The organism is Spirosoma daeguense (assembly GCF_054776875.1).
Map to the genome: position 1 here is coordinate 178,113 of NZ_BAAHBF010000008.1, position 23,568 is coordinate 201,680.

16 protein-coding genes are annotated in these 23,568 nt (G+C 48.8%); 8 read left to right on the forward strand and 8 right to left on the reverse strand.

The features are described 5' to 3' along the window. Positions 1 to 79: 79 nt before the first annotated feature. The 5 genes from ACYVD4_RS24695 to ACYVD4_RS24715 all read left to right on the forward strand — a co-directional run bounded on the left by ACYVD4_RS24695 (position 80) and on the right by ACYVD4_RS24715 (position 9,941). A complete protein-coding gene (locus ACYVD4_RS24695; protein ID WP_460950706.1) occupies positions 80 to 5,677 on the forward strand; it encodes a putative Ig domain-containing protein in 5,598 nt (1,865 codons plus the stop codon). Between the two features lie 219 nt (positions 5,678 to 5,896). Continuing rightward, positions 5,897 to 6,181, forward strand: coding sequence for a hypothetical protein (locus tag ACYVD4_RS24700; protein ID WP_460950276.1), 285 nt, complete (start codon positions 5,897 to 5,899; stop codon positions 6,179 to 6,181). Positions 6,182 to 6,369: 188 nt separating this feature from the next. Further along, entirely contained in the window at positions 6,370 to 7,335 is a 966-nt protein-coding gene (locus ACYVD4_RS24705; RefSeq protein ID WP_460950277.1) for a Gfo/Idh/MocA family protein, read from the forward strand. 96 nt (positions 7,336 to 7,431) lie between these two features. Beyond that, positions 7,432 to 8,595: an AIR synthase-related protein gene (locus tag ACYVD4_RS24710; RefSeq protein WP_460950278.1), complete on the forward strand. Its 1,164-nt coding sequence runs from the start codon at positions 7,432 to 7,434 to the stop codon at positions 8,593 to 8,595. Between the two features lie 65 nt (positions 8,596 to 8,660). After that, positions 8,661 to 9,941: a T9SS type A sorting domain-containing protein gene (locus ACYVD4_RS24715; RefSeq protein ID WP_460950279.1), complete on the forward strand. Its 1,281-nt coding sequence runs from the start codon at positions 8,661 to 8,663 to the stop codon at positions 9,939 to 9,941. Between the two features lie 46 nt (positions 9,942 to 9,987). Here the strand turns inward: ACYVD4_RS24715 and ACYVD4_RS24720 are convergent, their stop codons facing one another. The 5 genes from ACYVD4_RS24720 to ACYVD4_RS24740 are packed head-to-tail and all read right to left on the reverse strand — an operon-like array spanning position 9,988 to position 16,675. Next, positions 9,988 to 13,065 (reverse strand): efflux RND transporter permease subunit, encoded by a 3,078-nt coding sequence (locus tag ACYVD4_RS24720; RefSeq protein ID WP_460950280.1) that lies wholly within the window; start codon positions 13,063 to 13,065, stop codon positions 9,988 to 9,990. Positions 13,066 to 13,091: 26 nt separating this feature from the next. Beyond that, complete coding sequence (locus ACYVD4_RS24725; RefSeq protein ID WP_460950281.1) at positions 13,092 to 14,162, reverse strand: efflux RND transporter periplasmic adaptor subunit; 1,071 nt, start codon at positions 14,160 to 14,162, stop codon at positions 13,092 to 13,094. Beyond that, positions 14,159 to 14,593 (reverse strand): DUF3995 domain-containing protein, encoded by a 435-nt coding sequence (locus ACYVD4_RS24730; RefSeq protein ID WP_460950282.1) that lies wholly within the window; start codon positions 14,591 to 14,593, stop codon positions 14,159 to 14,161. The genes ACYVD4_RS24725 and ACYVD4_RS24730 overlap by 4 nt, the downstream gene beginning before the upstream one ends. A 38-nt stretch (positions 14,594 to 14,631) precedes the next feature. Beyond that, on the reverse strand, positions 14,632 to 16,011 hold the full coding sequence (locus ACYVD4_RS24735) for a TolC family protein (protein ID WP_460950283.1): 1,380 nt from the start codon (positions 16,009 to 16,011) through the stop codon (positions 14,632 to 14,634). A gap of 49 nt (positions 16,012 to 16,060) precedes the next feature. Further along, complete coding sequence (locus ACYVD4_RS24740) at positions 16,061 to 16,675, reverse strand: TetR/AcrR family transcriptional regulator (protein ID WP_460950284.1); 615 nt, start codon at positions 16,673 to 16,675, stop codon at positions 16,061 to 16,063. A gap of 219 nt (positions 16,676 to 16,894) precedes the next feature. Between ACYVD4_RS24740 and ACYVD4_RS24745 the strand changes: the two genes are divergently transcribed. The 3 genes from ACYVD4_RS24745 to ACYVD4_RS24755 all read left to right on the forward strand — a co-directional run bounded on the left by ACYVD4_RS24745 (position 16,895) and on the right by ACYVD4_RS24755 (position 20,731). Further along, complete coding sequence (locus ACYVD4_RS24745; RefSeq protein ID WP_460950708.1) at positions 16,895 to 17,467, forward strand: thioredoxin family protein; 573 nt, start codon at positions 16,895 to 16,897, stop codon at positions 17,465 to 17,467. Positions 17,468 to 17,566: 99 nt separating this feature from the next. Beyond that, on the forward strand, positions 17,567 to 18,118 hold the full coding sequence (locus ACYVD4_RS24750; RefSeq protein ID WP_460950286.1) for a sll1863 family stress response protein: 552 nt from the start codon (positions 17,567 to 17,569) through the stop codon (positions 18,116 to 18,118). 492 nt (positions 18,119 to 18,610) lie between these two features. After that, positions 18,611 to 20,731: a peptidylprolyl isomerase gene (locus ACYVD4_RS24755; protein WP_460950288.1), complete on the forward strand. Its 2,121-nt coding sequence runs from the start codon at positions 18,611 to 18,613 to the stop codon at positions 20,729 to 20,731. Positions 20,732 to 20,808: 77 nt separating this feature from the next. Here ACYVD4_RS24755 and rdgB read toward each other — a convergent pair whose 3' ends face one another. From rdgB to ACYVD4_RS24770, 3 genes are all read right to left on the reverse strand, one after another. After that, positions 20,809 to 21,387, reverse strand: coding sequence for an RdgB/HAM1 family non-canonical purine NTP pyrophosphatase (gene rdgB / locus ACYVD4_RS24760; protein ID WP_460950290.1), 579 nt, complete (start codon positions 21,385 to 21,387; stop codon positions 20,809 to 20,811). Positions 21,388 to 21,453: 66 nt separating this feature from the next. Beyond that, a complete protein-coding gene (locus ACYVD4_RS24765) occupies positions 21,454 to 22,365 on the reverse strand; it encodes an FKBP-type peptidyl-prolyl cis-trans isomerase (RefSeq protein WP_460950291.1) in 912 nt (303 codons plus the stop codon). A gap of 92 nt (positions 22,366 to 22,457) precedes the next feature. Then, positions 22,458 to 23,489: a DHH family phosphoesterase gene (locus tag ACYVD4_RS24770; protein WP_460950293.1), complete on the reverse strand. Its 1,032-nt coding sequence runs from the start codon at positions 23,487 to 23,489 to the stop codon at positions 22,458 to 22,460. Between the last annotated feature and the right edge of the window lie 79 nt (positions 23,490 to 23,568).

Sequence of the window (23,568 nt, forward strand, 5' to 3'; positions counted from 1 at the left end):
GGGCTCGCACACGGTTCGGGCTCGGGCAACTGATGCCGCGGGCAACACCAGTGTCGACAGCAACACCAACACGTTTACCATTGATACGGTCAATCCGACGGTGAGCATCACTAGTTCATCGACCAACCCCACTAGCACCAGCCCTATTCCAGTGACCATTACCTTCTCGGAATCGGTGCTGGACTTTCTGGAGGGAGAGGTCAGTGTCAGCAATGGGACGTTGAGCGGATTTAGCGGTTCGGGCTCGGTTTACACGGCCAATGTGATTCCCGCCATGAGCGGCCCGGTTTCGGTGAGTGTGGGGGTGAGCGTCGCTCAGGATGTGGCGGGTAACGGTAATCTGGCTTCGAGTGTATTGACGATTAACTTCCTGCCACCGCCGGGTATTACGGGCTTCGCTACGTTGGCGAATGCGGTGTGTGTGGATAGTCCCATTACGTTCACGGCTACTATTGGCAACGTAACGGGTACTTATACTTATACCATTACTAATGGGGCGAGTACGACGACGGGGGCATCATCAGCCATCAATTTTAATGAGCGTCTGGTGGCATCAGGCAGTGGCAGTCAGAGCTTTACGTTGATTGTTAATAATAATGACCAATCGTCTACGGCGACCCTCAACGTAACAGTCACTAGTTTGCCCACGACGGGGTTAACCAACAACGGCCCGTTGAGTTGTTCGCTGACGACGGTAACCCTGACGGCATCGGGTGGCGACTCCTACACCTTTGCCAATGGCACCGGGACCATCTTAACAGGCACCGGTAACACGCGCACCGTAAACACGCCGGGTACGTATTGGGTGAGGGCGGCTAATGCCAGTGGCTGTGTGAGCACTACCAGCACCACGGTAACTCAAGATAACAATCTACCCACAGCGAGCATTAGCCCAAGCTCTGCTACGTTGACTTGTACCAATCCGAGTGCGACGTTGACGGCGAGTGGAGGTAATTCATATCGTTGGGATGACAACAGCACCAATCCCATCCGTAGTGTGAGCACCTCGGGCACGTATTCGGTAACGGTGACGGCTTCGAATGGTTGTACAGCGGTGGCCAGTGCGAGTGTGAGTCAGGATAGTAATCTACCCACGGCCAGCGTCAGTCCCAGCTCTGCTACGTTGACTTGTGCCAATCCGAGTGTGACGTTGACGGCGAGTGGTGGGGTGAGTTACCGTTGGGATGACAACAGCACCAACCCCATCCGTAGCGTAAGTACGTCGGGCACGTATTCGGTGACGGTGACGAGTGGCAACGGTTGCACGGCGGTAGCCAGTGCGAGTGTGAGTCAGGATAGTAATCTACCCACGGCCAGCATCAGTCCCAGCTCTGCTACGTTGACTTGTACCAATCCGAGTGTGACGTTGACGGCGAGTGGTGGGGTGAGTTACCGTTGGGATGACAACAGCACCAACCCCATCCGTAGCGTAAGTACGTCGGGCACGTATTCGGTGACGGTGACGAGTGGCAACGGTTGCACGGCGGTGGCCAGTGCGAGTGTGAGTCAGGATAGTAATCTACCCACGGCCAGCGTCAGTCCCAGCTCTGCTACGTTGACTTGTGCCAATCCGAGTGTGACGTTGACGGCGAGTGGTGGGGTGAGTTACCGTTGGGATGACAACAGCACCAACCCCATCCGTAGCGTAAGTACGTCGGGCACGTATTCGGTGACGGTGACGAGTGGCAACGGTTGCACGGCGGTAGCCAGTGCGAGTGTGAGTCAGGATAGTAATCTACCCACGGCCAGCATCAGTCCCAGCTCTGCTACGTTGACTTGTACCAATCCGAGTGCGACGTTGACGGCGAGTGGAGGTAATTCATATCGTTGGGATGACAACAGCACCAATCCCATCCGTAGTGTGAGCACCTCGGGCACGTATTCAGTGACGGTGACGAGTGGGAATGGTTGTACAGCGGTGGCCTCGGCGCAAGTGAGTCAGGACAGTAATCTACCCACGGCCAGTATCAGTCCGTCGAGTGCTACGTTAACCTGCTCGGCTCCGAGTGCTACATTAACGGCGAGTGGTGGGGTGAGTTACCGTTGGAATGACAACAGCACTAATCCGATCCGTAGTGTGAGTACGTCGGGCACGTATTCGGTAACGGTGACGGCTTCGAATGGTTGTACAGCGGTGGCCAGTGCGAGTGTGAGTCAGGATAGTAATCTACCCACGGCCAGCGTCAGTCCCAGCTCTGCTACGTTGACTTGTGCCAATCCGAGTGTGACGTTGACGGCGAGTGGAGGTAATTCATATCGTTGGGATGACAACAGCACCAATCCCATCCGTAGTGTGAGCACCTCGGGCACCTATTCGGTAACGGTGACGGCTTCGAATGGTTGTACAGCGGTGGCCAGTGCGAGTGTGAGTCAGGATAGTAATCTGCCCACGGCCAGCATCAGTCCGTCGAGTGCTACGTTGACCTGCGCCAGTCCCAATGCTACGTTGACGGCGAGTGGAGGTAATTCATATCGTTGGAATGACAACAGCACCAACCCCATCCGTAGCGTAAGTACGTCGGGCACGTATTCGGTGACGGTGACGAGTGGCAACGGTTGCACGGCGGTAGCCAGTGCGAGTGTGAGTCAGGATAGTAATCTACCCACGGCCAGCATCAGTCCCAGCTCTGCTACGTTGACTTGTACCAATCCGAGTGTGACGTTGACGGCGAGTGGTGGGGTGAGTTACCGTTGGAATGACAACAGCACTAATCCGATCCGTAGTGTGAGTACGTCGGGCACGTATTCGGTAACGGTGACGGCTTCGAATGGTTGTACAGCGGTGGCCAGTGCGAGTGTGAGTCAGGATAGTAATCTGCCCACGGCCAGCGTCAGTCCCAGCTCTGCTACGTTGACTTGTGCCAATCCGAGTGTGACGTTGACGGCGAGTGGAGGTAATTCATATCGTTGGGATGACAACAGCACCAATCCCATCCGTAGTGTGAGCACCTCGGGCACCTATTCGGTAACGGTGACGGCTTCGAATGGTTGTACAGCGGTGGCCAGTGCGAGTGTGAGTCAGGATAGTAATCTGCCCACGGCCAGCATCAGTCCGTCGAGTGCTACGTTGACCTGCGCCAGTCCCAATGCGACGTTGACGGCGAGTGGAGGTAATTCATATCGTTGGGATGACAACAGCACCAATCCCATCCGTAGTGTGAGCACCTCGGGCACGTATTCAGTGACGGTGACGAGTGGGAATGGTTGTACAGCGGTGGCCTCGGCGCAAGTGAGTCAGGACAGTAATCTACCCACGGCCAGTATCAGTCCGTCGAGTGCTACGTTAACCTGCTCGGCTCCGAGTGCTACATTAACGGCGAGTGGTGGGGTGAGTTACCGTTGGAATGACAACAGCACCAACCCCATCCGTAGTGTGAGCACGTCGGGAACCTATTCAGTGACGGTGACGAGTGGGAATGGCTGTACGGCCATCGCTTCGGCACAAGTCTTCCAGAATAGTACTCTGCCCACCGTCAGCATCTCGGCCAATCCATCCCTGACCATTGCTCCCGGACAGAGTACCACCCTGACGGCAACCGGTGCCAGTGCCTACACCTGGAACACCGGCGAGAACTCAGCGGCCATTACCGTCACCGCGCCCGGACTCTACTCGGTGACGGGCATCGCGGGCAACGGCTGCTCGGCCACCGCATCGGTGGTGGTCAGTCCGACCACTACCCCCGCCGGTTCGTTCACCATTACGGGTGTCAGCAGCCAGAACTGTCAGCAGATTGCCGCCAACCGCTACGTGATTACCTTCACGCCCCAGTACAGCGGCACCAACGGGCAACCCATCAGCTTCTCGGTGGTCAACGAGTTGTTCCCTACCACGGCGGCTGGCCCCTACAGCCTGCAGCTCTACACCGATAATCCGGTGATTGTGCTGACGGCTCAGCAGGCGGGCACGGCGGGGGAAGCGCGCTTTAGCTATAACTGGCTGGCCAACTGTACCAGTTCGCAACCCAATACGCCCCCCCGGGTGAATCAGCCCCTGAGCGATCAACTAGCTCGGGTAGGTGAAGGCTTCGGCTATAGCCTGCCCCAACTGAGCTTTACCGATAACGAAACGCCCCAAAGTCTGGTCCTCACCGTGAGTGGCTTGCCGGCTGGGTTGAGCTTTCTGCCGCCGAGTCAGATTGGCGGGGTGCCCAGTGTGGCCGGGGTGAGTAGTGTGACGGTGACGGCCACTGATCCGGGCGGTTTGCGTGTGAGTACGCAGTTCGTGCTGACGGTGGTGGAGGCCAACGCCAGTAACACCCCGCCCACGGTGGTGAGTCCGATTTCGGCTCAGGTAGCCACGCAGGGCCAACCGTTTGGGTTGAATGTGAGCAACACCTTCACCGATGCTCAGACGCCCAATGCCCTCACCTTGACGGCGGGTGGCTTGCCAGCCGGATTGCAGTTGGTGGGAGGTCAGATTTCGGGCACGCCTTCGGTGACGGGCACCTCAACCATTACGTTGACAGCGGTTGATGCGGGAGGTTTGTCGGCCTCCACAAGCTTTGTGCTAACGGTGAATCCGGTTTCGGGGAGTGTGAGTGCACCGTTTGCCATCACGGGAGTGACACCCATTTACTGCAACCAGATTTCGGCGAATCGGTATGCGATTAGTTTCCAGCCGCAATACAGCGGGTTGACTGGTCAGGCGGTGAGTTTCTGGGTGGTCAATGAGCTATTCCCGACTACGGCGGGTGGTCCGTACAGTTTGCAGCTTTACAACGATAACCCGACGATTGTGTTGAAGGCGACACAACCGGGTAGTGCGGGTGAAGCGAGTTTTACCTACAACTGGCTGGCGACTTGTCAGAGTCCACAACCCAACACGGCTCCTCGTGTGAATCAGCCGTTGAGTAACCAGACGGCCAAAGTGGGTGAGGGCTTCGGCTATAGCATTCCGCAGACGACGTTTACCGATAATGAGACGCCCCACAGTCTGGTATTGACCGTAGGTGGCTTACCGGCGGGACTCAGTTTCTCTCCACCGGCTCAGATCGGTGGTGTGCCCAGTATGAGTGGTGTGAGCACGATCACGGTGACGGCGACCGATCCTCAGGGACTGAGTGTGAGCACGAGTTTTGTGTTGAGTGTGAGTCCGGCCAGCAGCACGGTAGTTGTTCCGCCGACGCCTACCGGTTTTGGGATCACGGGTGTGACGCTGGTGAATTGTGAGTCGTTGAGTGGGAATCGGAGACGTATCCAGTTTAGTCCACAGTACAGTGGATTGGATGGTAGTCCGGTGAGTTTTTCGGTGGTGAATGAGTTGTTACCAACGACAGCGGGTGGTCCGTACACGCTGGAGTTGTACACGGACAACGCGACGCTTCAGTTGCGGGCACAGCAGGGGGGAGCATCAGCGAGTTACGCGTATAACTGGTTGGCGGGTTGTACTACGTCAGGTCGTCAGGCTGTTTCGGAGAAGTCCTCCTCGTTACGTGTGGTAGTGCTGGGAAATCCCGTCGAAGGTGATCAGGTTGGTGTTCGTATAGAAGGGGCAAATGAACAAGCTGTATCAATTCGTTTGTATAACGAGCAAGGTAAGCTGGTAAATGAGCAGTTGATTTCAGAAACCGAAGCAACTACTACACACTGGATTCGTCTGGGTTCGACGGCAGGGGTTTATCTACTGGAAGCCAAGACGCCATTCCAGCGGCAACTTGTGAAAATTATAAAACAGTAAACAGGCTGTAAATAACTCCTGATTATTCGATGCATACGTAGCGGTTTGTTGAATACTAACATCAGTATTCAACAAACCGCTACGTGTTTCTGGGACGTAGAGTCGAGAATCAGTCCACACGTAGGTTTTGACAAACTGTTCGCAGGGAAAGTAGTTAATCAGTTATAGATTGTCTGTTACGTAACAGATGGCTATTTACTCAACAAACTATCTTTTCCTATGCGTCTGGTTCTTCTTTGTTCTGCCGCTTTTTTATACGGTTCGGTTTGTTTCGGCCAGGCCGATTCGTCTAAAACCTTACAGCAACCTACTCAAAAACAGGTATTTATTCCGGGCATCGATACCCCCACATCAGGGCCGGGAATGAATGCGCAAATGCCAGCTACTACACCTCCACCGTTGGAAGACGGCAAAAAAAGAAAAACGCTTCCACCCAGTGACCCACGTTCGTTTGGTATATCCGTGCCCATTGGGAAAGCTAAAAAAGATACGTTACGTAATTGATCAATCCGATCATTGGTTTTATTGCATCAATCGCAAAACGCTACGTAGCAACAGACACAGAAGTTTTGAGTTGAGAGTAGATTTCCGGTTTGGTTGAACTTAGATCAATGGGGCGGCTCAGACCATGTTCTATTTTACCCGTGCATCCAAACAGGTTTTAGTCAATTTAGCTTAACTCTATCTCTCTTATGACTCGCTGGGGAATACTCGGGCCGGGGCGAATTGCCCATAAATTTGCGCAGGATTTGCTGACAGTGCCAGATGCGCAACTGTATGCCGTTGCTTCGTCGGATCAGCAGCGTGCGGATGAATTTGCAAGCCAGTACGGTGTGCCACACGCGTTTGGCAACTATGCCGCTTTGCTGACACTGCCCGATTTAGACGTAGTGTACGTAGCAACACCGCACGTAAAACACCACGAACACGTACTGATGTTGCTCAATGGCGGAGTCGCTGTATTGGGTGAAAAACCGTTCGCCATGAATAGTCAGCAGGTTCGGGAAATGGTCGATACGTCGCGGGCGAAGTCTATTTTCCTGATGGAAGCGCTCTGGAGTCGGTTTATGCCCAGTATTCAATATGCCCTGCAACTAGCAGAATCGGGACGTATTGGCAAAGTAGTGTCGATAAAAGCTGATTTTGGATTTAAAGCCCCGTTTCTGCCCGAAAAACGACTTTTTAATAAAGAATTGGGTGGAGGTTCGTTGCTCGATATTGGCATTTATCCGCTTTTTTTAGCCTATCTGTTTCTGGGAAAACCAACAACTATCAAAGCATCTGCTACGTTCGGCAGCACCGATATCGACGAGCAATGCGGTATGGTGTTGACCTATGCCGATGGGCAACTGGCATTGCTGGACAGTACGTTGTTAGCGGCTACAGATTGTGTTGGATTAATACAGGGCGAATCGGGCCAAATTCGAATTCACAATCGGTTCCACGAAAGCAAATCCGTTACGTTACAGCGCGAGAATGAAGAACCTGTAATCAGCCATTTTGAGCGTTCGACGTTTGGGTATGATTTCGAAATTCAGCACGTTATGCAATGCCTGGCAGACGGTAAAACAGAAAGTCCACTCTGGTCGCTGGACGATAGTTTGAACCTGATGGAATTGCTGGATGCTGTTCGGGCCGAAGCCGGAATTGTTTATTAACAATGAATAATGGATAATGTAGAATGAATAATGACTCAGGGAACGTGCGTACCTTTGCGCAGTATTCATTCCTCATTATCCATTATTCATTTCTGAATGGACCGTTATGCGCAGCGCGGAGTATCCGCCAGTAAAGAAGACGTTCACAACGCCATTGCCCAACTCGATAAAGGGCTGTTTCCGAAAGCCTTTTGCAAAATTGTGCCTGATACGTTAGCGGGCGACCCTGATTTCTGTACGATTATGCACGCCGATGGAGCCGGTACAAAATCGTCGCTGGCGTATCTGTATTGGCGCGAAACCGGCGATCTGAGTGTATGGCGCGGTATTGCGCAGGATGCTGTAGTGATGAATACCGACGATTTGATTTGCGTGGGCTCAACGGGGCCAATGTTATTATCGTCGACTATCGGACGTAACAAAAATCTGATTCCGGGCGAAGTGATTTCGGAAATCATCAGTGGTACAGAAGACGTTTTGCAGATGCTTCGGGATCACGGTGTTGAAATTTACAGCACTGGGGGCGAAACTGCCGACGTTGGCGATCTGGTTCGAACGATCATTGTCGATAGTACCGTAATTGCCCGTATGCGACGCGATCAGGTCATTAGTAACGACCGTATTCAGGCGGGAGACGTAGTGGTTGGACTGGCTTCGTTTGGACAGGCAACCTACGAAACGACCTATAACGGTGGTATGGGAAGCAACGGCCTGACCTCGGCCCGGCATGACGTACTGGCGAGCTATCTGGCCGATACGTACCCCGAAAGTTTCGATCCTGCCATTAACCGAGATCTGATTTATAGCGGTTCTAAAACGCTGACAGATAGCGTATCACCTGAACTCCATGTAAATGTTGGGCAGTTAATTCTATCGCCCACCCGCACCTACGCGCCGGTTGTAAAAGTGCTGCTAAATGAACTCCGTTCGCAGATTCACGGCATGGTTCACTGTTCGGGAGGAGCGCAGACGAAAGTGCTGCATTTTATTGATAATCTGCATGTTATTAAAGATAACCTCTTTCCAATTCCTCCTTTGTTTAAGCTGATTCAGCAGGAGAGCGTTACTGATTGGCAGGAGATGTATAAAGTTTTTAATATGGGTCACCGCCTTGAAGTGTATCTCCCCGAGAACGTAGCACAACAGGTTATCGACGTAGCGAAATCGTTTAACATTGACGCTCAGATTATTGGCCGTGTGGAAACCCATGCCGGTAAGCAAGTGACGATCAAAAGTGAAGTAGGCGAATTTATTTACTGAGTTACTTGATACTTTTTTTATGAATTACTGTCATAATGCCTATGGTATTATAAAGACACTATTTTATGAAAAAAGTTTATACAAGTTGCGTGCTGCTTTTTCTGGGAATAGCGTTTAAAACAGAAGGGCAAACCACGTATTTCGAGCAGAATTTTTCGGCTGGGGGAGCCCCTGCATCATATGTGAGCACCACGCCTAACAATGGTCAGGTAAATGGACTGTCGGGGCTGAGTGCTACCATTACCAATAATGCCGTTCAGTTCTCAAGACCTACCGATAGCGGAACGGGCTATATTTCTCGTTCAAGCAATTTTTCAGGGTCGCCTACGTCGCTACACGTTCAGTTTAGCTTCGAAGCGATTTCGAGCGACCCGTCGGTAACGGGTACCAATGCCGTTATTTTTTACGTTGGAAGCGGATTTGATGCTGGCCCGACTAATCCGAGCAATGGTAATACGTATGCTCGGTTTGCTATTGCGTTGGCATCGTCGGGCTCTGGTCAATTTCAGGTACGTACGGTGCCAAGTGGCGGGGGAGGAGCTACCAGTGCCTCGTTTTCGGGTCGGCAAACCATTACGTTCGCCATGAACAATACAGGCGGTCCGCTCAACTACGTATCACCTACGGGTTCGATGGAAACCTTGCCCAACGATACGTATGACCTATGGATTGGCGGAACAAAATTTGCTAATGATCAGGCCGTATTATCGCCCGACCAGACGATTAGTAATTTCAAATTCAGACTGAACGATGGCGTTGGCGTTATGCAAATTGGCAATATCCTAATGCGGGATATTAGCGGCACATTACCTGTTACGTTACTTGATTTCTCCGCCAAACCCGAAGGTGATCGGGTGCAGCTAGCCTGGAGTACTACGTCGGAGCAGGACGCCGAAACGTTTGTAATTGAGCGAAGCCGCGACCTGAACGAATACGTCACAGTGGGCGAGGTAAGGGCAAACGGGACAACTGATAAACGGCACGACTATGGTTTAACCGATCTTAATCCTGTAATTGGGGCAAATTATTACCGTCTGAAACAGATTGATATAAACGGAACATCGCACGTTTACAAACCTGTTTCCGCAATTATTGACGAGACTGCACCGGTCGTTGCCGTTTATCCCAACCCTGCCAGTATCGGCCAGATTCATCTGCGCGTTTGGAATGTCAGTAATGCTACGATACAATTGCTTACACTTACTGGTCAACCCATAAACGGTCGTTTGGAATACCAACAGGGAGAAGCCGATTTTATACCCGATCAGCCTTTATTGCCCGGTTTTTATCTGCTGGTTGTTCGCATAAACGGGCAGCTAAAGGTGAGTAAAATTTTGGTACAATAAGCTACTAAAAAAACATCCCGAAAACAGTACGTTTTCGGGATGGAGATTAGGCTAGTTCTAGCTCTTTCGTTTCAACGGATTGTATTACGTCTACTTTGGGCGGTAACAGCCGATACAAAACCGGCGTAACAATTCTCGATAGCAACGTGCTGGAAATCAGTCCGCCAATAAGCACCCAAGCCAATGGCGAATAAAGCGGATTTCCTTCGAAAGCCAGCGGCATCAATCCGCCAATAGCCGTTAACGACGTTAGTACAATGGGCACAAAACGTACCTCACCTGCTTCTTTGATAGCCTCTACCAATGGAATTCCCTGTGCGCGTAACTGATTGGTAAAATCGACCAGTAGAATAGAGTTTTTTACCTCAATACCAATCAGGGCGATCAGACCGATAACGGCCACAAACGAGAACGGATTTCCAGTCAGTAAGAGTGCAATAATGGCCCCAATAATACCCAAGGGAATTACTGATAGCACAATCAGCGTGCTTTTAATGGTGCCAAATTCGAGAATCAGCACGGCCAGAAATCCGAAAACGGTGATCAGAATAATCGTTCCCAGCCCACCGAACGATTGCTCGCGACTTTCCAGCTCGCCCGCTGCTACGTAGTGAAAATCGGCAGGAAATTTCATCGCGTCGAGCTTTTTAAGAACATCCGTATACACGTTATCGACCAGATGGCCCGTTTTTACGAAGGCCGTTACGGTTGCAAATCGGTCTTTATCGTAGTGGCGAATCTGGCTGGTACTGGTCTCAAATTGCAGATCAGCTACCTGACGTAATGGTACGGCTCCACCCGTTACGGTGTTAACATACAGGTTGTTAAGTGCCGATTGGTCTGTATTTCGACCTTTCGGTATCGTTACGTTTATGGTATAATCGGTGTCGTCGTTAGGCGCTTTAAACGTACCGACATTCAGCCCCGCGATAGCCAACCGGATGGTGCGGTTAATGTCGGCAATCGATAAGCCGAGTAAACCCGCTTTTTCTTTGTTAATCTTAATTCGAAGGTCCGTTTTTCGATATGCCAGCGGATTGTTGACGTAAATAGTACCCGGCGTTTGTTTGAGAATAGTTTCAACACGGGCTGCTACGTTACGTAACGTATCGAGATTTTCGCCAAATACCCGGATGGCAACGGGAGCTTCCTGAGCTGGACCCTGTTCGAAGTCTTTTACTTCAATTCGGGCATTTGGGTAGAGCGCAAACCGTTCACGGTATTTGTCGATAATGACCTGTTTTTCGGCAGGTACTATGTCTTTCAACTGCACAAAAAACTGCGAGAAATTGGCGGCTTCGTTACGTTGGATGATGTTGTAATAAATCCGTGGATTACCGCGTCCTACGTTGGTCGTAAAATGCCAGACCAACGTATCGCGTTTGAGTTGACTTTCGACGTAACGGGCTACGCGGTTGGTTTCGGTGAGGCTACTACCTTCTGGCGTTTCGATATTAATCATAAACTGGGGTTTCTCCGAAGCCGGAAACAGCCCAAAACCGACTTTGCCAGCCAACGATAAGGCTCCGCCAAAAATGGCCAGCGCCACCAGCAACGTAATAACTGGACGGTCAATCGCTACGTTAAGCAACCGACTGTAGGAGCCGCTAATGCCTTTTTTCAGCGCGCGCATGAAAATGTTTCCTTCCGAATTATGCTCCTGTTTCAGAATCCGGCTCGATAAAAAGGGCACAATCGTGAGCGATACCAGCAACGACGCCAGCACGGTTGTAACAACGGCCATCGGCAACGACCGGATGAAATCGCCCGATGCTTCGGGTAAAAACATGAGGGGTAAGAAGGCCAGAACCAACGTAATGGTACAGCCGATAACCGCCAGCGTAATCTGGCTGGTCGCTTTGATGGCAGCCTCTTTTTTCGAATATCCCTCCCGAATGTAGCGCTCAATGTTTTCGACCACAACGATACTATCGTCGACCAGAATACCCAGCGCCACAATTAATCCGACAATGCTCAACTGGTTAATGCTATAGCCAAAGGCGTTGAGTAACGACAGGCCAATCGCCAGCGAAAGCGGTATCGAAATCATCACCACCACAGCCGCCCGAAAACCTAGCGGTAACAGTGTAAGCGATACCAATAGAATAGCAATCAAAAAATCGGTTGCGAAGTGCGAAAGTCGTTTGCCAACGCTGGCAGCCTGATCGAAATTTTTGACCAGTTTGATGTGCGATGGCAATGTTTTTGCAAAATCATCGATAACCGGATTGAGTTTCTGGCCAACTTTATCGATGTTTTCGCCCATTTTCTGGCTGGCAGTTACCAGTACGGCCCGGTGTCCATCGAGTCGGGTAATGTGTGTTGCATCTTCGAGGTTATAATCTACGTCGGCAATATCGCGCAGGTGGATGATTTTCTGCCCGTTGCTCGAAACAATGGTATTCCGAATATCGTCGAGCGATTGGTAGTCGCCGGCTGTTTTAACGTTGAATTTACGGGTACCAGCCTGAATACTTCCGCCCGGAATGGTAGCGTTTTCGGCTTGTAATGCCCCAATAACGCGATTGGTCGGAATGCCTTCCTGCGCCATCTTGTCGATGTTGAGCGACACGCGCACTACGTTGGCCGGATAACCCCAATCCTGCACATTTTTTAGGCTGGTAATTTTTTCGAGCCGTTTTTTCAATTCATCCGCCTGATCGCCCAACTCTTTGTCGGAAGCCACCTCCGACTGTAAAGCTACTTGCACGATGTTTACATCCGATGGCGAAAACTTCAGAATGTCGATCTTGAAAATATCGGACGGGAGTTCGTTACGTAGTGCGCCTACCTCACGGACGATTTCCTGATATTTTTCGTCGGGATCTTCGCTGTATTCATACGACACGCGGAACACGGCCACACCATCATCGACGCTGGTAATGACGTGTTTAATATTGTCGAGTTCGTTAAAGCGTTTCTCGGCTGGATCAACAATCAGTTTCTCCATATCGAGCGCGTCGGTGCCGGGATAAACAACCGCTACGGCAAATTCAGGTGCTGTAAATTCAGGGTCTTCGCCCCGAGGCATGTTCAGCAGTGAGTTGATACCCAGAGCCGCTACGCCCAGAAATAATATCAGCATGAACTGCCAGTTTTTAACCGAAAATTCAGAGAGATTCATTTTGCTATAAGATTATTGTCCACTCTTCATTTTTCATTCTTAACCACAACTGTCGACTCTTCGGTTAGAAAGGCTGAACCGGCTGTTACCACGTCTTTGATACCGTTTAACCCGTTTGTAAGCAGGACTTTGTCGTTATCCAGAAAGCCGATTTGTACGGGTGTTTTGCGGACGTGTTTCTGATCGTCGGCCAGTACATAGACGAAACCATCTTTGCCATTTCCTTCAACAATCGCTTCTACAGGAACCAGCGCATACGAACGGCTTTGGGCGGGCGTGAGCGTTACTTTAGCGAATAAGCCCGGTGCGAATTTTACACCACCCGGTTGAATACGTACCTCTACCTCATAAAGCTTGTTCACTGGATCGGCGGCCTGTGCCAATTCGCTGACGGAACCTGTAAACGTTTGGCCGGGATATGCATCGAGTGTAATACTGGCCCGATTGCCGATTCGCAGTCGTGCCCAATCTTTGTCCGAGACACCGACACGTACTACCCAATCGCTGGGCCGATTCGACGAAATCAAATACACCGACGAGCCCGGCGAAATGAATTCACCTGTGTTGGTGAGTTTGCGCGTTACGGTACCATCGACGGTTGCGCGAATTTGCGCGTAGCTGCGGTTAAACTGGGCAATGGTCAGGTTTTGCTGGGCTACATTCTGACCTGTTGTCGCATTCTGAAGCTGTTCGAGCGTAGCGGCTGTGTCAGCGTAAAGACTTTTCACTCTTCCTAAATCGCGTCCGGCTTTTTCATGAGCGAGCTGCGCCTGACTAACCTGTGCGTTTATTTCGGTTAAGTCGAGTGTAGCCAACAGTTGGCCTTTACGAACGGTTTGTCCTTCTTCGACATACATCTGATTGATGATACCACCGATTTTGAACGAAAGCCGCGCTTCCTTCGCCGATGAAACCAGTCCAGAAACTAGTACGGGTTCGGCACGAACTACGGTGCTAACAGGCGTTAACTTAATCGGAACAACTGTTTCTTCGGGCGTTTCAGTGGATTGTTTCGCCTGATCATTACCGGCTTTAGTTCCACAGGACCAGATGCTTATGGCGAGTAGGAGGGAGAGTATAATGGATGGAAACTTCATGGTTTTGGCAGAAGATAAATGACTAGAATAGTGTTTATTGAAAGCAGCAGACACAAGGGTGAGTAATACGTAGTGTCTAATTCCGCGAATTGGCTTTTTCTAACTTTTTTGAAGAAACCAACGTAGCGGAAATCTCCGATGGCACGTAGCATGAAAACGCTCGCCAGTATCCACAATCCGTATTGACTTAACCAGTTGGGTACCCAGAAGAAAAGCTGATTAAATTGCCCGATTTTGTACTGATAAAATCCAGCCATCGTGGCAAAAATAATGGCTACAAACAACGTAACAACTGGCCCCGGATTCAGCGCACGTTTGCCGTTTTGCTGAGGCAATGCCGCCGATAAACCCCAACGTCCGCCAAATGCCCAGAAAATATGTATAGCGCTGATAGCCAATAAAATAATCGTGTTGATAAAAGCAGGTATCATGGCTTGAATCAATGCGGTGAAACGATTAACGTGATACGTTACTGTACGGCTACGGCCCGGTCGAGGGCGGCTCGTTTGAGCAGTACGTCCATTCGGGCGAGTGAATGTTGCACCTGTGCTGTTTGCCGGTCGTTCTGATAGCGCAGGTACTCGATCAAAAGCGATTGGCCGTTACGGTATTTGCTATCAACGACCCGAAATGTCTGGTCGGCATTGAGCATTCCGCTTTGTGTAGCCACCAGACTTTCGTTGGCAGCCGTAAGGTCATAATAGGTCTGTAATACCTGTAGTTCGATCTGGCGTTGAACTTCGGTAAGTTTGGTTTGAAGCGCTTCGGTCTGGATTTTGGCCTGCTGAATCTTCGAGCGTTTTTCGTAGCCTCTGAACAAATCCCATTGCAGCCCCAACTGAGCCACTACGTAGGCCTGATTCCGAAACGTATAGCCAAAACCTTGAAAACCAGTGCTACCACCTATGTAGACGTTCGGGATTTTAGCGTTGGCTTCATTCAGTTTTACCGCTGTTCGGGCTGCATCAAGCGAGCCGTTTAACTGGCTTACTTCCTGCCGGCTACGTAGCGCCGTTTGTTGCAAATCGGGAAGATTTTCTTTTGGCTCTGGTAGAATTTTCGTCAGTGATGAGTCGACCGAAATAGCATTAGTCAGATTGCGGTTGAGCAAAAAGTTAAAATACGCTCGGGCGGTTTCCCGATTTTTCTCCGCCACGGCAAGTTGCTGATCGACTTTACTGACTTCGTAACGGGCCGACGTAACGGTTTCTTTGGTTGCTACGTTGTTGCTGACCAGTTTCTCGTTTAGACGTGCCAGTTCGGTTAAAATGTGACGCGAATTTTCGAAAATACGGATCGCATCGAGCGTTTGCAGATACTGGTAATAAGCAGTTGCTATGTTGTATCGCAACTCATTCTCTATAACTCGCCGACGAGCTTCCTGTGCTGTAAGTAATTGTTTCTGAATAAGGAAGTTATACTGAATATCGGTATTGAAAATTGCGTATTGGAACGTTACTCGGGTATCGTGAAAATTGTTCGGTGCCAGCAGTTGGTTCACGTTCTCTATATTGGTGGGAAAACGCTCAGAACCTGTGAGCTGATTGAGTGCTTTGTAGGCAGGATTCAGCATATCGCCCACCGGAAATTCCAGCCGTCGTCCACCCGCTGCTACAGAATACGTTGGGTTGAAAGCCACACGAGGATAGAATAACGAGCGGGCCTGATTTAGTGATTCAGTTATGCGACTGATTTCGAGTGATTCCTGACGTAGTGCCAGATTGTTGGCCAGTCCTTCCCGAACATAGCCTTCCAGAATAGCCGATTGTCCTACAGGGGTTGGCTGAGCTACTGCAATCGTCGGAAGAAGCAGCGCCAAGTACTGAATGTAGCGGTGAATAAGCTTCATGATCAATTGTTATTTACTGAACAGTGTTTAGTGAACGGATAAAAAATTTTTAGAGTCCTCGTTTTATAAGTGTAATAAATAGCCCAAATACGTCGTCGACCAGTTTTTGTGCATCGGTCTCAAACATGCTCATTCGTTTGCGAAGGTGTAAGGCTACCAGCCCGTGAACGGTGCTCCAGATAAGTAGTGCTGCCTGTTCGGCATCTGGGTGTTTTATCGAACCGGCATCAATACAAGCCTGCACCACTTGTTTAACAAGGCCAAATGCCCGATGACCATCTTCCCAAACATCTTCCCGACAAGCCAGTGTTTCGATAGGTGCAGTCATAATAAACATCAGGTCATACAACTCCGGATTTTCGAAGGCAAACCGCAGGTAAATACGTCCCATTTCGATCAAGGCATCCATTGGGTCTGATATAGACGCAATAGGAGCAAACTCCTCAATCAACTTTAAAAACGCTTTCTGATGCAGTGCAAAAAATAGCTCGTTTTTGTCCTTGAAATAGAGGTAGATCGTAGCGGGGCTATATTCAATTGCATCCGCGATGTTGCGAATGCTAACCTTGTCGAAACCATTCGTCAGAAAAAGCGTTTGGGCTCCTTCCAGAATCAATTTTCGCATTTCTTCCCGCTCCCGCTCTTTCCGCTCTACAATTCCCATGCTTTACATTAATAAACGATGCAAACTTACTGAACACTGTTTAGTAAACAAATTTTAGCCATAAAATTTTATAATCGCACAAAGTTTATGGCTAACAGACGTATTGGGATGTGACAATTAATCTTTCTGTGTTGTTACGTATCTAAACATTGATTACTAAAGAAGTTTGCCATGAATAAGGTTGTTTGCCGGGTTGTAGTATGTCTGTGGATATTAGGAATGATTCCGCAGGAAATTCATGCGCAACTCGCTAAAGGCTATAATCTGGGCGATGTAGTTGCCAATTTTCAATTGAAAAGTCTTGATAGTCGCGAGGTTTCACTGAGCAATTATCAGACGCAGAAAGGGCTAATTGTTGTCTTTACCAGTAATCACTGCCCGTTTGCTAAAGCTTACGAAGACCGAATCATTGCACTGGATCGTAAATTTGCCCCACAAGGCTATCCGGTGCTGGCTATCATGCCCAACGACCCAGCGGCCTACGAAGATGATACGTTCGAGCAAATTAAAACCCGTGCTCAGGAGAAAGCCTATCCCTTTGCATACACAATTGATGATACGCAACAGGTTACCCGGACGTTTGGCGCCACTCGTACACCGCAAGTCTACGTACTGAATCAGCATGAAGGGCATTTTGTACTTGAATATGTAGGCACTGTCGACGATAATCCGCAAGACAATGCTAATGTTCAACGGCGCTACGTTGATGAAGCCGTAACAAACCTCCTGGCGGGCCGCCCCGTTCAGACGCCCATCACCAAACCCATTGGTTGTGCTATTAAGTGGAAATAAAAAGTAGCCTACATACTGGTTCTCCTTTCAACGGTATCTATTTTTTTGGCACACCATTTGTTAATGGGGTTTGTGACAATCAAACTACACACAACGTTTATGAAAAAGTCGCAATTAATTATGCAACGAATTAAGGGAGTAGCCGGTACAATATTGCTTGTAGCTTCTCTAACGCTGGTTCAGGCCTGTGGGTCAGATCATAAAGAAGAATCGCGTACGGAAGATGCGCTTGAAAAAACAGGCGATGCTATTAGTGCCGATACGAAAGATGCTGTAAATGAAGCAAAAGAAGATTTGAATGAAGCGGGCGATGATGCTAAAGCTAAATCAAACGAAGTAGCTGCTGATTTTAAGGAAGAACGTGATAAGGCTGTGGCGAAAATGAGGGTCGAGAAGGATAAACTCGACGCTAAAATCGCTGAAATGAAGGCGGATATGAAACAGGAAGGGGCTAAAGCAAAAGCTGAATCGAAAGAACAACTAGCTAAACTCGAAGACGAGCGCAAAGAGCTTGGCAATGATATCGATAAAGCTCAAAATGCAACAGCTGATGCCTGGAAAGATATAAAAACTGGCTTTAAAAAAGCCGGCCGTAATATAGGTGATGCTTTCGATAAAGCTGGTGATAAATTAGACTCAGACAATAAGTAAACGCCACATTATTCCACAAAAAAGGCCGACTCCTGAGTCGGCCTTTTTTGTGGAATAATGTGGCGTTAATTCTACAGATATGTAACTTATTGACCATATTAGTAGAACGGAAAGCAATTGTTTTTTCGACTGATTCTGGTTTAGATACGTAGCATTTTCAGCTATAAATTTCTAATGATCTACAGGGCATAAAAACTCAAAATTGGGAAGTCAATATCACCACCAAGTGAACTCGTCGCCATTAAGTGAGTATGTTGTCTATATTTTATACGAATAAACTTAACGTAGCACCAACAGACATTTTGGTATGGAGTTTGCGCTGGAAACAGTGAAAAAAGCTGCCTGTACGCATTTAGTACGTAGTATAAGGAGAGTAAGAAAAATCAACTTAACCATTTTTTAGGAAAAAACCCGTAACGCAGTTGGCAAAGTCCTTGTATTCAAGGAGGGAAAATTGTTATTTTGCGGGCTAAATTGTCTGTTAAAAGCGAAATGTCTGTCATTAATAAGATCAGAGAACGTTCAGGGTTAGCCGTTGGCATTATTGCTGTCAGCCTAATTCTGTTTATTGTGGGTGGAGACTTGCTGGGAGGACGCAGTCTACTGTTCGGCGGAAATCAGCAGGAAGTTGGTAAAATTGACGGCCAATCCATCGATTATCAAGAGTTTAATGCAAAAGTAGATGAGCTTCGGGCGCAGTATGAACAACAGTCGGGTCGTCCTCCTGGAGATCAGGAACTGGCTCAGATTCGTGAGCAAGCGTGGAATCAGTTACTGTTCGATATTGCCTATCAGAACGAATTTGATAAGCTTGGCCTCAAAGTAACACCTGAAGAATTGGTCGACATGGTGCAGGGTAGCAACATTAGCCCTACGGTACGTCAGGCATTTACAAATCCGCAAACGGGTGTTTTCGATAAAAGCTCCATCATCAGCTATCTGAAAGGGCTTAAAAATCTGCCTCCTCAGCAACAGGCTGCCTGGGCAAGTTTCGAGCGGAATCTGAACTCAGATCGTCTGCGTGAGAAATATGAAGGCTTGATGCGTATGTCAGTTTATGCAACAACGGCAGAAGCACAGAAAGAGTATCAGGCTCAGAACGCTAAAGCTAACGTAAAATTCCTGTTTGTTCCGTATTACACCATCAACGATACTACAGTGAAGGTTACGGATTCGCAGCTTCAGGATTACCTGAATAAGCATAAAGACGAATATCAGGGTTCTGATAGCCGCTCGATGCAGTACGTTACGTTCTCGGTTGTTCCGTCTAAAGAAGACAGTGCTACGCTCTATAACGAGATCAAATCGTTGGCACGTGGTTTGGGAGCCGCTAAAGACGATTCGGTTTTTGCTCAACAAAACAGCGACGTTCGCGTACCGCTTTACATTACGGCAGGTGAAATGCCTGAACAACTGCGTGCTTCGATTGGGAGTTTCTCTCCGGGGGGTATTTACGGGCCTTTCCGTGAAAACAACACCTATTTCATTTATAAGTACGGCGGAACCAAAAAAGATACAAGTTTCACAGCCCGCGCCAGCCACATTCTTATTCAAACCAGAGGTTTGGCTGATTCAGCAAAAGCAGATGCAAGACGTCGTGCAGAAGGTTTGTTGAAACAGATTCAGGGTGGAGCCAGCTTTGAAGCTCTTGCTCAAACGAACAGTGACGACGGTTCACGTTCGGTTGGTGGCGACCTGGGTTACTTTAAGAACAACGGTCAGATGGTTAAGCCATTTGAAACGGCAGTTTTTGGTGCTACGTCGGCTGGCTTGATTCCTCGTCTGATCGAAACCGAATTCGGTTATCACATCATCAAGGTAACTCAGCCTAAAACGAACGTACTGTACCGGATTGCAGCGATTGGTAAAACAATCACACCAAGCCAGATCACTCGCGACGACGCTCTTCGGAAAGCTGACCAGTTTGCTTCGGAAGTACGTACCAAAGAAGAGTTTGATGCGAAAGTAAAAGAAGATAAATCGCTGGTTGTTGCTACAGCCGACCGTCTTCCAGAAAGTGCTAATCAAATTAATGCACTGGCAGGATCTGAAGTTCGGCAGATTGTTCGCTGGGCTTTCGATAAAGGAACTGATATTGGTGACGTATCGGAGCCGTTTATCGTAGGAGATCAATACGTAATTGCTGTTCTGACCAAGAAAACGGAAGAAGATAAAGTTACGGTAGATGATTTCCGGACAGAGTTAACGGCGAAAGTACGTAATGAACTGAAAGGTGAGCAAATCATTACCAAACTGGGTAACGCCAGCGGAACGCTCGAAAGTATCGCTCAGAAATATGGTGCTGGTGCACTGGTTGAAACCGCCGACGATATTAATCTGGCTACAGGTTTCCTACGTAGCGCTGGTGTTGATGCGGTTGCTTTGGGTAAAGCATTTGGTCTGAAGCCCGGTAAGCGTTCGAAGCCTTTTGCTGGCGAAGGTGGCGTTTTGATCATGGAAACCGAAGCCTTGACTGAAGCTCCTGCAGTTGGCGATTATACTATGTATAAAACGCAAATTCAGCAGAATAATACATCGCGGGTTGGTTTCTACATAAACGAAGCGATTAAAGAAGCTGCTAACGTAGAAGATCGCCGGGCTAAGTTCTATTAGTCATACAATTTAAGTATCAATCAAAAAGCCCGTATCTAAGAATTAGATGCGGGCTTTTTGATTGATGACGTAGCAGATTAATGTACCTGCTGTTGCAAATAGGCTATCATTTTCGCGAGCGCACGCGAGCGATGACTTATGCCATTTTTGTCTTCTATACTCATTTCAGCAAATGTACGATCATAGCCATCGGGCAGAAAGACAGGATCGTAGCCAAAGCCGCCTTCGCCACGCGGCTCCAGTTGAATTTGGCCGGGAATAGTACCTTCGAACTGGTGCTCGACGCCATGCAGAATGAGCGTGAAAACGGTTCTGAACTGCGCCTTTCGATTCGTTACGCCTTCAAGATTTTTCAGTAGTTTCTGGATATTCTGAGCCGCGTCCCTACTACCCGAATAAAAAGCTGAATCAACACCAGGTTCACCATTCAATGCGTCAACTTCTAGTCCAGAATCATCGGCAAAACAGGATACGCCGAAATGTGTCCAGACGTAATCCGCCTTCTGCCGGGAATTGCCGGGGATGGTACCTGTCGTTTCAGGCAGTTCGTCGGTACAGCCAATATCACTTAGGGTTTTAAGGATAAATGATTGGCCGAGTTGACCACTAACTTCGTTGAGTTTGTGTTGATTGTTGGTTGCAAAGCAAAGTTCCATAGGGAACAAAAAAAGCCGTTTACAGCTAAATCTGCAAACGGCTTTCGAAAATCGGGTCTAATTAAGTTAACGACCTGGTACCTGCATACCCGGAGGAGGGGCCTGCCCTTTCTGGATATCCATTACTTCAATGTCGAACAAAAGCACCGAATTTGGTGGAATTGCCTGATTGCCGCGTGGGCCGTAAGCTAATGTCGATGGAATAATAAGCGTTGCTTTTTCGCCTTTATGTAATTGCATAATGCCATCTTCCCAACCCGGAATAACCATGCCCATGCCCAATTGAAGCTGAAATGGCTTACCACCAGCTTGTGGGTTTGTGCGAGAGTTATCAAACTCTTTTCCGTTCAGCAGCCGACCTGCATAATGTACAGAAACTACATCGCCCGGTTTCGGATTAGGCCCTGCTCCTGGTTGTTTCACTACGTAGTAGACGCCCCCAGCGGTTTTCTTTGCTACGCCAGCCATTCCGTTTTTGGCAACATAAGTTTCGATTGTTTTTGTATCGATTCCTTTTTGTTTGTCAAATTCGGCCGCCTGCGTTTTTTTGTACTCATCCTCTGTCTGAACATTCACTACTTTCACTGCAATAGCGATATCAGTGCCTTTCTGAACACCCGGAGGTAGTGGTTGCATAGCCTTGGTGAAGATCGAGTCGGCGCTAACGTAGAACGTAGCACTATCTCCTTTACCAAGCATTGTTAGCCCTTCTTCGTAAGATCCTTTAAAAGGTGGTACTTGGAGTAGCATTTGGAAAGGAGCCCCTTCTTTGTGCGTATCACGTAGCACGGAGTCCTTATTATTCAGCAACGTAAGATGCAGTGAAAGGATATCGCCAACTTTACCTTTGCGCGTTCCTTCCGATTGTTCGTGAATTTGGTACTTCAGGCCGTTGTCCGTCACCTGTACGCGGTTTTTACCGCAGGCCGCTACCACAGCGACAATCAGGGCGGCTTTCCCGAAATGTTTAAGAGACATGAGAAATTGCTTGGTTGTTTTGTTATTTTTTGGTCTTGGGTTTCAAGTTCAACGGTACATATTCGAACGTTGACTCTTGAAATGTTGAACAGTTATATGGTTTCCAGAAGCTGTTGCTGATAAAGAGGAATTATGTCTAGCAGTCTTTGCTCAGTTTCGGCCAGCGACAATTTAGAACGGCCACCAGCAGCGTTTCGATGACCACCGCCTTCGAAATGTTTACTGGCTAAATCACGCACTGAGAAATCGCCTATCGAACGAAACGAAAGTCGAATTTCATCAATTCGGTCGATAAGAATAGCTGCCATTACAACTCCTTCCACAGCGAGTGCATAATTAACCATACCTTCGGTATCCCCCATTTTCGAGCGATAACGTTTTAACTCGTTGTCGGTTAGTGTAATGTAAGCAAACTTGTAATTGGGCAATACCTTCAATTTCTCGTTCAGTACGTAACCCAACAGCCGAAATTTATCGAGTGTTACGTTGTCGAAAATACGTCGATGAATTGTGCTGACATCAATCTTTAAGTCGACAAGTTCGGCTGCCATCCGATGCACATTTCCGGTTGTATTGGAGTGCCGAAACGAACCGGTGTCGGTCATCAGACCAGCATAGAGACATTCAGCAATCGGTACATCAATCAGGTCTTTATCGCCCAGTTCTACAATAAGCCGAAAGATGAGTTCGGTCGTAGATGCTGCCGATGGGTCCCAAAGGCCTGAATCGGCAAACGACTCGGGTTCGAGATGATGGTCGATCAGTATTTTACGCGCCCGTGATTGACGTACCAAAGGGGCCATATCGCGAATGCGGTCGAGACTTGAGAAATCAAGACAGAAAATAATGTCTGCTTCATCAACAAGCTGATTTACGGTAGTACGTACCTTTTCATCGAAGGCAATCACTTCATCACTACCTGCCATCCAGTGCAGGTTTAATGGATATTCGGTCGGTGTAACAACTGTAACCCGATGGCCTTTTTTCCGAAGATAACCAGCTAACCCCAACGATGAACCCATGGCATCGGCATCGGGGTTTTGATGAGTGGTAATTAACACGGTTTGCGCGGGGCCGCCAGACGGTTGTCCGATAGCTGCGCCAATCGCTTCAATATCCTGCATAAACAAACGGCAACGCCGTAATCGAAAGTCAAAAGTACGAATAATTTCTGAAAGCAGGGGATGCACCTGCTCAGGCAAT